Here is a 13,402-nt window from a genome sequence, read left to right on the forward strand (position 1 = left end):
AAAGTATACCCACCTAGTGGGATTAAAAACTAAATAAATTAAGGAATGGATTTAATTACACCCGGTTTAGGACTTGTCTTTTGGACAGTAATTACATTTTTGTTTTTACTAATTGTCTTAAAAAAGTTTGCTTGGAAACCAATTCTTGGAGCTGTAAGCGATAGAGAAGATGGTATTAAAACAGCATTAGCATCTGCTGAAAATGCTCGTAAAGAAATGGAGAATCTTCATGCCGATAATGAGCGTATTTTAAAAGAAGCTAGAGCAGAACGTGAAGCATTACTTAAAGATGCTCGTGATATTAAAAACAAACTAATTGATGATGCTAAAGGTGAAGCACAAGCCCAGGCAGACAAAATAATAGTACAAGCTCAAGCAGCCATTGAAAGCGAAAAGAAAGCCGCAATGGCAGAACTTAAAAAACATGTTGCAGATTTATCTATTGATATAGCTGAAAAAGTAGTACGTGCAGAACTTTCTAACAAAGACAAACAAATACAATTGGTTGAGTCTATGTTAGGTGAAGCAAAATTAAACTAATACATAATGGCAGGAGCAAGAGCAGCAATACGTTACGCAAAAGCAGTTTTAAGTTTAGCATCAGATAAAAATACAACTGAGATTGTAAATAATGATATGAAGCTAATAGCTAAGACTATAGCAGAAAGCACAGACTTAAACAATATGCTTCAAAGTCCTGTTGTGAGTTCTTCAATTAAAAAATCTGTTTTATTAGATGTTTTTAAAGACTCTAATGAACTTACTAGTGATTTAATTGATACCTTAATTATAAATAAAAGATTACCACTTTTACAAGAAGTTGCTTTAAAATACAATCTTTTATTTGACGAATTAACTGGAACTCAAATAGCTCAAGTTACAACAGCAGTGCCTTTAACAGACGAATTAAGAACAAAGGTATTGGCTAAAGTTAAAGAGCTTACAGGTAAAGATGTTGAAATTAAAAGTATGGTAGACGAAAGCATTCTAGGAGGTTTTATTCTACGTGTTGGAGATACTCAATATAACGCAAGTATTGCGAACAAATTAAATAAGTTAAAAAGAGAATTTACATTAAACTAAGACTTGCCCAGTGCTTGTCGAAGGATCTAAATATTTAAAAAGATGGCAGAAGTAAAACCAGCTGAAATATCAGCAATCTTAAAGCAACAACTATCAGGTTTCGAAGCAGGAGCTACATTGGACGAAGTTGGAACAGTATTAACTGTAGGTGATGGTATTGTACGTGCTTACGGATTAGCTAACGCTCAATATGGAGAATTAGTTGAATTTGAAGGAGGTGCAGAAGGTATTGTACTGAATCTTGAAGAAGATAATGTTGGTATTGTACTATTAGGAACTTCAGTAGGAGTTAAGGAAGGTTCTACAGTAAAACGTACAGAACGTATCGCATCTATTAAAGTAGGTGAAGGAATTGTTGGTCGTGTGGTAGATACATTAGGAAACCCTATTGATGGAAAAGGACCAATCTCTGGTGAAACATACGAAATGCCTTTAGAGCGTAAAGCTCCAGGTGTTATTTTTAGAGAGCCAGTTACTGAGCCATTACAAACAGGAATTAAAGCAATTGATGCTATGATTCCAGTTGGTAGAGGGCAACGTGAGTTGGTTATTGGAGATAGACAAACTGGTAAAACAGCAGTGTGTATTGACGCCATTTTAAATCAAAAAGAATTTTATGATGCAGGAAACCCTGTATATTGTATATACGTAGCAGTTGGGCAAAAAGCTTCAACAGTAGCTTTAATTGCTAAAACTTTAGAAGAAAAAGGAGCTTTAGCTTACACAACAATAGTTGCTGCAAACGCATCAGATCCTGCGGCAATGCAAGTATATGCACCTTTTACAGGAGCATCTATTGGAGAGTATTTTAGAGATACTGGTAGACCAGCTTTAATTGTATTTGATGATTTATCAAAACAAGCAGTTGCTTACCGTGAGGTATCTTTATTATTACGTCGTCCACCAGGACGTGAAGCGTATCCTGGAGACGTTTTCTACTTACACTCAAGATTATTAGAGCGTTCTGCAAAAGTTATCAATAACGATGCTATTGCCAAAGAAATGAACGATTTACCAGAAACCTTAAAACCTATGGTTAAAGGTGGTGGATCATTAACAGCTTTACCAATTATTGAGACACAAGCAGGTGACGTATCAGCATATATTCCAACAAACGTAATTTCTATTACAGATGGACAAATCTTCTTAGATGGAGATTTATTTAACTCTGGAGTACGTCCAGCAATTAACGTAGGTATTTCTGTATCTCGTGTTGGTGGTAACGCACAGATTAAATCTATGAAGAAAGTATCAGGAACTTTAAAACTAGATCAAGCACAATATCGTGAATTAGAAGCTTTCGCGAAATTTGGTTCAGACTTAGACGCTGTTACTTTAAATGTTATTGAGAAAGGAAAGCGAAATGTTGAAATCTTAAAGCAAGCACAAAACGATCCTTTTAAAGTGGAAGACCAAGTAGCAATTATCTATGCAGGTTCTAAAAACTTATTAAGAGATGTGCCAGTTGCTAAAGTAAAAGAGTTTGAAAGAGATTTTATCGAGTTCTTAAAAGCGAAACATGCAGATGTATTAGCAACTTTAAAAGCAGGTAAATTAACTGATGAAGTTACAGATGTTTTAACTGAAGTAGCAAAAGATTTATCAGGAAAATATAAAGCATAATTAATATTCCCACGAAAGTGGGAATCTTATTTCATATTCTAAAATATGGCAAATTTAAAAGAAATACGTAACAGAATTTCATCGGTATCTTCCACGATGCAGATTACCAGTGCCATGAAAATGGTATCTGCTGCAAAATTAAAGAAGGCACAAGATGCTATTACAGCAATGCGTCCTTATGCAGATAAGTTAACAGAGCTTTTACAAAGTTTAAGTGCCACTTTAGATGCAGATTCTGGAAGTAAATTTTCAGAACAAAGAGAAGTTAAAAAAGTACTTTTAGTTGCTATTACTTCTAACAGAGGATTATGTGGTGCGTTTAATTCTAACATTATAAAGGAGGTAAGTAAATTAACTAAAGTTACTTATGCTAACCAAGAAGTTTCTTATATAGCAGTTGGTAAAAAAGCAAACGATGCCTTTAAAAAGACCAATAGAGTTGTTGCAAATGAAAGTACTATTTTCGATGATTTAACTTTCGATAATGTTGCGGATATTGCACAAACCCTTATGGATAAATTTGTTACTGGCGAATACGATAAAATAGTACTTGTTTACAATAAATTTAAAAATGCTGCGACACAAGAAATTATGACAGAACAATTTTTACCAATTGTTCCAATTGAAGCAGATGCGAATGTAAATTTAGATTATATTTTTGAACCTTCAAAAATAGAAATCGTAGAGCAGTTAATTCCTAAGTCTTTAAAAACCCAATTATATAAAGGAATTAGAGATTCTTTTGCTTCAGAACATGGTGCTCGTATGACTGCTATGCATAAAGCAACAGACAATGCAACTGAGTTGAGAGATCAATTAAAATTAACTTACAATAAAGCACGTCAAGCTGCTATAACCAACGAAATCCTCGAGATTGTTGGTGGAGCTGAAGCACTTAATAATTAGATTATTATTTGTACGAAAGTGCCAAATTTTATAAATAGTAAAACCTCACTGTATAAGTGAGGTTTTTTTATGGAACAGAATTTGATTTAGTATCTTTATAAAAACAACAACTAACACAATGAAAACACAAAAGCAGTTTCTGGGATTTATTTTAATTTTAAGTATCCTTATAACATTCACACAATGTTCTAGCGCTCAAAAGCTTCAAGAACAAGCCTCTTTTGAGTTAGGTGAAGTGAGTTTTCAAAGATGGATTGCAGGTGTACAAGGTGGAGGTTCAGGATACCATATGCTAATAAACGTGATTTCAAATAAAAACAATGTGGTTTTCGATTCTGTTTATTTTAGAGGTTATAAAGCTAAAATTGAAATTGGAAAAATAGCATACGTTGCAAATATTAAAACTAAAGACAATCAAAGAGAAGACCTTATTATGAGTAATAATGGACAAGAAGAATTTGGTAACAAACAACCAAATAAAGAAGCCAATTCCTCTTTTAAATTATCAGATAAGGAGTGTGTTATCAGTTATATTGAGAACGAAACAACCAAATATCTAAAAGTAAATAACCTCATAGAAAAACCCAAAGAAGAATATCCTTCTGCTCCACCAAGAGAGCCTTAATTTAATTCGTTGTGTGGCATCTTATAAAACTGTATATTTAGCAGCATAAAAACAACCACTTGAGTACTTTAAAATCTCTATTTAAACAAACTTTTATTTATGGTTTAGCAACAGTGCTACCACGAATGTTAAGTTTTTTATTAGTGCGTTTACACACAGACGAAAGCGTCTTAAAATCTGTTGCAGATTATGGAGATGTGTCTTTAATTTACTCTTATTTCGTTTTATTTAATGTTATTTTGGCTTATGGAATGGAAACAGCTTTTTTTAGGTTTTTCCATAAAGAAGATGATAAATCGAAAGTCATTGGAACCTCTTCCATATCCCTAATTATTTCATCCATTTTCTTTTTTGTTTTTGCTTTAGCTTTTCAAAATCAGATTGCAAGTGTTATAGATATTAAAGCCGAATACATCAATCTAGTTATATGGATTTTATTACTAGATGCTTTGGTTATCATTCCTTTTGCTTGGTTAAGAGCTAATGCAAGACCTGTAAAATATGCTTTTGTAAAAATTTTAAATGTAGTCATTAATCTAGGGTTAAATTTATTCTTCCTATTGTGGTTGAAAGACTTAGCAACAGAAAGTTCTTTGTTGGCATCCATATACAAACCTAATTTTGAAATCAACTATATTTTTATTGCCAATTTGGTAGCTAGTGCTGTCACTTTGTTAATAATGTTGCCTTTTTACTTCAAAATTAAATTCACATTTAATACAAGTCTTTGGAAACAGATGATGCGTTATGCTTTTCCCGTTCTAATTGCTGGAGTTGCATTTTCTATAAACGAAACTTTCGATAGAATTCTTCTAGATAAGCTCTTACCAGAAAATATCGCGAAAACTGAGATTGGTATGTATTCTGCCTGTTACAAATTAGGCATGTTTATGACGCTTTTTGTAACGGCTTATAAACTGGGTGTAGAACCTTTCTTTTTTAGTCATGTAAATACTGAAAACCCTAAAAAGAATTACGCTAGAATTCTTGAGTACTTTGTCATTTTTGGTTCAATTATTTTGTTAGGAGTTGTCGTTTTTGCCGATGTTTTAAAAGTAATCCTAATTGGAGATGAAGCCTATTGGCAAGCCATGATAATTGTACCAATTATTTTATTGGCTAATTTGTGTTTAGGAATTTATCATAACCTATCAGTTTGGTATAAAGTAACAGATAGAACCAAATTTGGTGCCTATATTTCAGTATTTGGCGCTCTTCTAACCTTAGCCCTTAATTTCTGGTTAATTCCTATAATTAGTTATGTAGGTTCTGCTTTTGCTACATTAGCTGCATATGCATCCATGATGGTGATATCATATTATTACGGAAGAAAATATTACCCAATTCCTTATAATCTTAAAAAAATCTCATGGTATTTATTTCTGTCAATAGGACTTTCATCGATAACGTTTTATGGATTTAGAGGGAATTATGTTGTTGGAATTTCAGCATTAATTGTATTTTTAGCTTTAGTTTTTCAACTAGAAAAAAATGATTTAAAAAGATTATTAAAAAAAACATAGCTTAAGGTCTTTTAGGTCTCAAAATATTATAATTTAAAATAGATTACCACTTTAGCGACAATAAACATGAATATAAAAATAATTAACAAATCCACTCATGCCTTACCACACTATGAAACTATAGCGTCTGCAGGTATGGATTTAAGAGCAAACTTAACCGAATCTATAACACTTAAGCCATTAGAAAGAACCATTGTAAAAACCGGTCTATTTATCGAATTGCCTATAGGTTTCGAAGCGCAAGTACGACCAAGAAGTGGTTTGGCTGCCAAAAAAGGAATTACTGTTTTAAATTCCCCAGGAACGGTCGATGCAGATTATAGAGGAGAAATTGGTGTAATTCTTGTAAACCTTTCAAATGAAGATTTTACTATAGAAAATGGTGAGCGTGTTGCCCAATTAGTTATTGCAAAACACGAACGTGCAGAATGGATTACAGTTGAAGAACTATCCGAAACCTCAAGAGGTGAAGGTGGTTTTGGAAGCACTGGAACAAAATGATTAATGAATTATGATTAACGATTTTTAATCAAATAGTAAATCAATAATTAAACAAAAAACGACTCAACTTTAAAAGATGAAAATAATAGTACCCATGGCAGGACGAGGCTCTCGTCTTCGTCCACATAGTTTAACAGTACCAAAGCCATTAATTCCAGTTGCCGGACAACCCATTGTCCATAGATTGGTAAAGGATATTGTAAAGGTTTTAAATCAGCCTATCGAAGAAATCGCTTTTGTACTTGGAGATCCAGCGTGGTTTGGAGACGATGTAGTTTCTAGCTTAGAAGAACTTGCAAAAAGTTTAAATGCCAAAGCTACCATCTATCGTCAAGATCAACCCTTAGGAACAGGTCATGCCATTATGTGTGCCAAAGAATCTCTTTCTGGACCTGCAGTTATTGCTTATGCTGATACTTTAATTAGGGCCGATTTCAATTTAGACCCAGAAGCAGATGCTGTAATTTGGGTGAAGCAAGTAGATAAGCCTGATGCTTTTGGTGTGGTTAAGTTAAATGATAATAAAGAAATTATCGAACTGGTTGAAAAACCAAAAACCTTTGTTAGTGATTTGGCTGTTATTGGGATTTATTACTTTAAGGAGGTAGCTGTTTTAAAAGACGAATTGCAACATGTGCTAGATAATAATATTATTAATGGAGGAGAATATCAAATTAATGATGGAATTAAAGGAATGATGGCAAAGGGAAAGATATTTAAAACCGGAACAGTAGACGAATGGATGGATTGTGGAAACAAACCAGTAACTATAGAAACCAATGCTAGAATGTTAGGTTTTTTGCAAGCTGATGGTAAAGAACAACTAATTGCTTCAACAGTTATAAATAATAACTCTACTATTATTGAGCCTTGTTTTATAGGTGAAAATGTGGTTTTAAACAATGCAACCATAGGCCCAAATGTTTCTATTGGTAGCAATTGTACGATTGAGACTTCAACCGTTAAAAATAGCTTAATACAAAACCATACTACTATTAAAAACGCTAATTTAGACGACGCAATGATAGGTAATTATGTTACTTACGATGGTAAGTTTACAAAAGTGAGTATTGGCGACTATTCGGTTTTAGAATAACAAAGAATATCATTCTGTGCTCGACGAAGCATCTATTTAAATATGAAAAACAAAATCTACATCCTCATTTTTTTCTTCGGAATAATTTTCATTCCACAGATAAATTATGCGCAAATAGATTTCAATAAAACCCCAGACGATGATTTAGGAGACGTTGAAGATAAAACTCAGGAATTCTTTTATGAAGCTTTAAAACAAAAGGGAATTGAAAATTACGATCGTGCAGTAACTGCACTTCTAAAATGTATTGACCTAGATAAAAAGGAATCTGTTTTTTATTTTGAATTAGGAAAAAATTATCATCTGTTAAAAAACTTTGGAGCAGCAGAAGATGCTTTAAAAAAAGCCATAAAATACCAGCCGGATAATGAGTGGTATTTAGATGAACTTTACAGTATTTATGCAGAACAAAATGATTCGGATAAGGCTATAAAAACAGTTAAGCAGTTAGTAAAATATCATCCAGATTATAAAGAAGATCTGGCCATGTTATATTTTAAATCTAAAAAATATAACGATGCCCTGGAGATTTTAGACGAATTAGATAAAGAACAAGGTATTACGCCTTCTAGAGATTTAATGCGAAATCAAATTTATACGGCAACTGGTAGAAAAAAGGACCAAATTGAAAACTTAGAAACTCGGGTTGAAGATAATCCTGACGAAGAATCAAATTATCTGGCTTTAATTTATAGATATAGCGAAAACAACGATAAAGTAAAAGCTTTTGAAACGGCAAAAAAACTCTTGGAAATTAAGCCAAACTCACAATTGGTGCACTTGGCTCTTTACAAGTTTTATTTAGAAGAAAACAATCCAGAACTAGCTATTGCTTCTATGAAAGTTGTGCTTCAAAGTCCACAAATAAATCCAGATGCTAAAATGATGGTCTTAACCGATTTTGTGAAGTTTGTTGGAGAAAACCCGGAATATGAACAAGATTTGGTTGACGCAACTAGCTTTACCTTAGATGATACCAATGAAAAAAGTCAAATAGAGTTAGCACAATACTATTTAACAAAAGGTGATAAACCTAAAGCCTTGGAGTACTTTAACGAAGCCTTAAAAATAGATTCTGATAATTTTAGTGTATTAAAAAATGTCCTTCTTTTAAATATCGACTTAGAACACTATGATGAAGCTGTAGTTAAAAGTGAAGATGCTTTATTAAAATATCCCTCTCAACCTTTACTGTATTTAGTTAACGGTGTGGCATTAAATAAACTTGAAAAGCCTAAAAAAGCTATTGATGCTTTAGAAACCGGACTTGATTACGTAATAGACGACACGAAAATGGAAGCCGATTTTTATAAGCAACTTAGCTTAGCCTATATGCAGTTAAACAATACAAATAAAGCCAAAGCGTTTAGTGATAAAGCCAATAAGTTAGAATCTCCAAATTAATGAAATTACCTTTTCTTAAAAAATATCTAGTTATAGGATGCATGTTAGTGACTTTTTTGGGATGTAAATCCACGAAAATAGCTTCTGATGGTTCTGTAAATTTAAATTTATCTTCAAAAGAAGTTATCAAAGAGAATTCTAAAATTTCGGCAGATTTTAAAACCCTTCAGGCTAAAGTTAGAATAGGTTACACCCAAGGAAACGACTCTCAAACACACACAGTTTCGTTTAGAATGCTGAAAGACCAAATAATCTGGATTAGCTCGTCTTTTAATATAATTAGAGTAATGATTACGCCTGAAAAGGTAAGGTATTACAACAAGTTGGACAACACCTATTTCGATGGAGATTTTCGTTTTTTAAGTGATATTTTAGGCACAGAATTGGATTTTGAAAAAGTACAAAACCTGTTGCTTGGAGACCCTTTGTATCCGCTAAACAAAACAGATTTTAGCATGTCTGTAAATAACGATGCATATCTGTTTCAGCCCAAAGAACAATTAGCGCTTTTTGAGTTGTTTTATATTATAAATCCAAGCCATTTTAAAATGGATTCACAACAGTTGGCTCAAACTATTGAGGCGAGATTTCTTCAAATAGATTATTTAAATTACCAAAAAGTAGAGAAACAAAGTTTGCCTGAAAATATTAAAATAATTGTGTTGGAAGGAGACAAAGAAACTGTTATAGAAATGGAATTCAAATCTGTATCTTTGAACCAAGATTTAAGATATCCTTTTAGCATACCTTCAGGATTCGAAGAAATAGTCTTAAAATAAATGAGGCAAAAAAACACTTTTAAATACATATTTCTACTGGTTTTTACTTTCAGTAGTGTGGTTGGGTTTTCACAAAGCAAGAAACAACAAGAGTTAGAGGAGCGACGTCAGGAACTTAGAAGAGAGATCAAGCAAATAAATGATTTATTATTCAAAAACAAATCTGAAAAGAAATCGCAAACATCTCTTATTGAAGATTTGAGTTATAAAGTGAGTGTGCGTAGAAATTTGATAAAAATTACCAATCAACAAGCCAATTTACTGACTCGAGAAATAAACACCAATCAAAAGAAAATTACTGAATTAAGAGACGAGCTTCAAACACTTAAAGACAATTATGCTAAAATGATTGTTACCTCCTATAAAAGTAAAAGTGAACAAAGCAGAGTCATGTTTTTATTATCGTCTAGCAATTTCCAACAAGCTTATAAGCGTGTGCAATACATCAATCAGTATGCAGAATACCAAAAAGAGCAAGGAGAATCTATTAAAATTAAAACAGCCGAATTACAAGAAACTAACAAAGCTTTATTAAAACAAAAAGAAGATAAACAAAAGCTTATCGACGAAAATAGAGTGGCACAAAGAGAACTGGAAGTCGAATTAAAACAGCAAGAAAGCCTGATGGCTTCTATCAATAAAAATTTAAATAATTACACCTCACAAATCAGACAAAAGCAAAGCGAAGCAGATAAAATTGATCGTGAAATCGAAAAAATTATCCGTGAGGCTATTGCTGCATCTAATAAAACGAAGGGTAAAACAACAACGACTACCTCTACAGGTTTTGCTTTAACACCCGAAGACAAACTATTAGCAAGTAATTTTGTGTCTAGCAAAGGAAAACTGCCTTGGCCAGTAGAAAAAGGTATTGTAAAACTGCGTTATGGAAAACAACCACATCCGGTAGTAAAAACAGTCATGATACAGAGTAATGGGGTACGTATAGCTACAGAAGAAGGGGCTCCAATTCGTGCTGTATTCAACGGAAAAGTACTTGCTGTACAAGCCATAAAACATGGTAATCTTTCGGTCTTAATACAACATGGTAATTATGTAACGGTTTACAAAAACCTCTCGAAAGTGTATGTTAAAAAAGGGGATAATGTATCTACCAAACAAGAAATAGGACAAGTGTTTACCAACCCTTCTAACAAAGAAACCCAATTAAACTTTAGTATTTTTAAAGATAGCTCCACTCAAAATCCAGCAGATTGGATTTACAAGATGTGATAACATTTTGAAACCTTTTTTGGGAGATTTACAAGATGTGATTTGTCATTCAGAGCAAAGCGAAGAGTCTCTGTGTTATTGACTACGTCACATCTTCAATTTAAATGCTTGGAGGAATCTATTTCTTCTATAATATCTTAATCAATACCCAATCCATTACGGAAAAACCGTAACCACAACCATGCATTTCATCGAAAAGTAGGAAAAATACGTAGTAACACGTAGAAGATATTTTAAATTTAACTTTTAGGTTTATGCTATATAAATTTAAAAATTATTTATTATGAGCAAAATTCAAAATTCAAAATTCAAAATTTTAAAAGCGTAAAGCTAAGGCGTTTTTTATCTAAAAGTTTAATCTTAGTTTTATTGTTTGGTGTACTTGGTTGTCAAAAAGATGATGATTCATTTATAAAACAGGAACATACCCCACAAACTTTAAAAACCAAGTATAGTATTACCAAAATAAACTATCAAACAGTGCAACAAAACAACCTTTTGGTAAATTCCATAACTAAAATCAAGAAGCAAACAGAAACAAAAGGCTCAAGCCCACAAAACAGATTGGTACATTCCAGTGCTTATGATTTTTATATAGATACAGATGTTGCCACCTATATGGAAAACACTAATGGCAGTTACCACTCTTATACCTTTCCAGTAATAAGGGACAACCCAACCGTAGCCTTGGAAAACATTTTATTTTCTTTACAAGCTGATGGCACCTACAAAGTGTCCTTGGTGTCCTATAACCTATCAGAAAGTGAAAAAGAGGCTTTATTTAATGAGCAATTTGTAGATTTAACTAATAAGATAGCTAAAGAAGATATTGATGAAGTAAATTTAATGGACGATGTGTTTAATAAGGAAATACAAACAACTTTTACTACATCTTATGTATGTGCATGTAATGTACCCGATCATGTTGGAGGGGTTAATCCTGATTCAGGAAATTTTTGTGATTGTGTTGGAATTCAAATTTCGATTACAAATGGTACTGAAGAAAATACAGAAGGAAATGGTCCAGAAGAGTTTCCTAATAATAATGAGATACCAGATGGAGAAAACAACTCAGGAGGAGGCGTACCAACTGATCCCAACAACCCTAAACCAAAAGAGGATGCCACATCTCCAACGGTTTCTATACCTTTTGATCAACAGGTTGCCAATTGTTTAAGCGAATATGCATTCAATGGCAATACGTCTATACAAACATGGTTAAATAGCGCAAGCTCTAGCGAGATTAAAGCACTTGCTAATTATTTAGGAAAAGGAGATAATTGCAGCAATCCAGCTACTTTGGATTTTGTTGTTGCTGGTATTGAGGCGATGAATGAAGGTGGATACTTTGATCATGCAAATAATGTTATTTTAGACTCTACGTTTCTAGCAAATGAAAAATTAAATTGCGTTTATAATAAGTTAAAAGCCGATAATTCATCACTGTTTAGAGAAACAGTAGGTGCTTTTATAGACAACCGTAATGCAAACCTAATATTTACTGTAGGTGAATGTGTCATGACTGATCTAGCTTGTACGGATGATAATTATTTTGCAGAGACAGGAATAATCAAAATAATCATTGAAGATATTAATACAAATTCTATTGATATAGCAAAAATGATTCTCCATGAATCTATACATGCAGAGTTAACTAAATATGTTGTAGAATATGAATCTGGGATTGATATTAATAATAGGTCTTTATTGTTTGAAAAATATAAACACTATAAAGATTTATATGGAGATGGTCATATTGAGCACATATATATGACAAATAAATATATAAACCCAATAGCAAGTGCTTTAAGGGTATATGACAACAATAGCTATCCAATAGATTATTACAAAGCATTTGCTTGGGATGGTATAAGAAGATGGGATGCTGATAATCTACTTTCAATGGAAATGGATTTAATATATGAGAGTTATAGACCAATCATAGTAGAAAATAGTGAAGTATGCAATTAAGAGTTATTTATATTTTAGTTTTTCTAGTTATTTTGTGTTCTTCTTGTCAAAACAACAACGAAGAGATAAAAGTTATAGGAATTGTTTATAATAGTATTCCAAAACTGCTTCCTTCATTTAACGAAAAACATGATACAATTTCTATAGATTCTAAACCTAAAAGTGGTAAAAAATTAAAGTATGCCATAAATGAAAATTTTGTAAATGATAAATTTGGAAACAATATTTCAAATTATTTTTATAAATATAATGAAGGTAAACTTAAAGAGAAAGTAAGCATAAACCATGATTATTGGTCTTTAGTAGAGCAGTTGCAAAAACAGAACAATAAAGGAAATATAATAGATAAGAAGAGCTTTATTAAATTTATTGGTAATGAGAATGTAGTGTTTCTGCCTAAAAAACAAATTAAAAATATAGAGAAATTAGAATATGGTGTTAATGCCATTATAAGTTTTTCTAATGTAGAGTTTAGTAAAGATTACACAAAAGCTGCTGTTACCGTTTATATTTACGGCGATGGCTTGGATGTGTCGTTACTAGTATATGTTTTACAAAAAGAAGTGGATAATTGGAAAATTATTTATCAAAGCAATATTTCATAAATTGATTATTAAAAGCCTCTTATTCTAAATTAGAATAAGAGGCTTTTTTTTTT

General features: G+C 32.2%; 13 protein-coding genes. All 13 read left to right on the forward strand.

Annotation, left to right across the window (positions count from 1 at the left end; genetic code table 11):
• The first annotated feature begins 45 nt into the window (after window positions 1-45).
• Complete coding sequence (locus OS191_RS10975; RefSeq protein WP_267155731.1) at window positions 46-540, forward strand: F0F1 ATP synthase subunit B; 495 nt, start codon at window positions 46-48, stop codon at window positions 538-540.
• A gap of 6 nt (window positions 541-546) precedes the next feature.
• Window positions 547-1,083: an ATP synthase F1 subunit delta gene (atpH, locus tag OS191_RS10980; RefSeq protein ID WP_267155732.1), complete on the forward strand. Its 537-nt coding sequence runs from the start codon at window positions 547-549 to the stop codon at window positions 1,081-1,083.
• 42 nt (window positions 1,084-1,125) lie between these two features.
• Window positions 1,126-2,706 carry a F0F1 ATP synthase subunit alpha gene (gene atpA, locus OS191_RS10985; RefSeq protein WP_267155733.1) on the forward strand — a complete coding sequence of 527 codons (1,581 nt, stop codon included), beginning with the start codon at window positions 1,126-1,128 and terminating at the stop codon, window positions 2,704-2,706.
• A gap of 45 nt (window positions 2,707-2,751) precedes the next feature.
• The gene (gene atpG / locus OS191_RS10990) at window positions 2,752-3,612 is read left to right on the forward strand and encodes an ATP synthase F1 subunit gamma (RefSeq protein ID WP_267155734.1); all 861 of its coding nucleotides are present in this window, start codon (window positions 2,752-2,754) and stop codon (window positions 3,610-3,612) included.
• Window positions 3,613-3,730: 118 nt separating this feature from the next.
• Window positions 3,731-4,237 carry a hypothetical protein gene (locus OS191_RS10995; RefSeq protein ID WP_267155735.1) on the forward strand — a complete coding sequence of 169 codons (507 nt, stop codon included), beginning with the start codon at window positions 3,731-3,733 and terminating at the stop codon, window positions 4,235-4,237.
• A 59-nt stretch (window positions 4,238-4,296) separates the two neighbouring features.
• A complete protein-coding gene (locus tag OS191_RS11000) occupies window positions 4,297-5,760 on the forward strand; it encodes an oligosaccharide flippase family protein (protein WP_267155736.1) in 1,464 nt (487 codons plus the stop codon).
• 66 nt (window positions 5,761-5,826) lie between these two features.
• Window positions 5,827-6,261, forward strand: coding sequence for a dUTP diphosphatase (gene dut / locus OS191_RS11005; protein ID WP_267155737.1), 435 nt, complete (start codon window positions 5,827-5,829; stop codon window positions 6,259-6,261).
• Between the two features lie 76 nt (window positions 6,262-6,337).
• Window positions 6,338-7,357 carry a sugar phosphate nucleotidyltransferase gene (locus OS191_RS11010; RefSeq protein ID WP_267155738.1) on the forward strand — a complete coding sequence of 340 codons (1,020 nt, stop codon included), beginning with the start codon at window positions 6,338-6,340 and terminating at the stop codon, window positions 7,355-7,357.
• A gap of 42 nt (window positions 7,358-7,399) precedes the next feature.
• A complete protein-coding gene (locus OS191_RS11015) occupies window positions 7,400-8,761 on the forward strand; it encodes a tetratricopeptide repeat protein (protein WP_267155739.1) in 1,362 nt (453 codons plus the stop codon).
• Window positions 8,761-9,540, forward strand: a complete 780-nt coding sequence (lolB1, locus tag OS191_RS11020; RefSeq protein WP_267155740.1) for a lipoprotein insertase outer membrane protein LolB1 — start codon at window positions 8,761-8,763, stop codon at window positions 9,538-9,540. The genes OS191_RS11015 and lolB1 overlap by 1 nt, the downstream gene beginning before the upstream one ends.
• On the forward strand, window positions 9,541-10,773 hold the full coding sequence (locus tag OS191_RS11025) for a murein hydrolase activator EnvC family protein (RefSeq protein WP_267155741.1): 1,233 nt from the start codon (window positions 9,541-9,543) through the stop codon (window positions 10,771-10,773). It begins immediately after the preceding gene.
• 369 nt (window positions 10,774-11,142) lie between these two features.
• Window positions 11,143-12,744 carry a hypothetical protein gene (locus tag OS191_RS11030; protein ID WP_267155742.1) on the forward strand — a complete coding sequence of 534 codons (1,602 nt, stop codon included), beginning with the start codon at window positions 11,143-11,145 and terminating at the stop codon, window positions 12,742-12,744.
• On the forward strand, window positions 12,735-13,349 hold the full coding sequence (locus OS191_RS11035; protein ID WP_267155743.1) for a hypothetical protein: 615 nt from the start codon (window positions 12,735-12,737) through the stop codon (window positions 13,347-13,349). The genes OS191_RS11030 and OS191_RS11035 overlap by 10 nt, the downstream gene beginning before the upstream one ends.
• The last annotated feature ends 53 nt before the right edge of the window (window positions 13,350-13,402 follow it).

Source organism: Xanthomarina sp. F2636L, from assembly GCF_026410195.1.
GTDB lineage: Bacteria > Bacteroidota > Bacteroidia > Flavobacteriales > Flavobacteriaceae > Xanthomarina.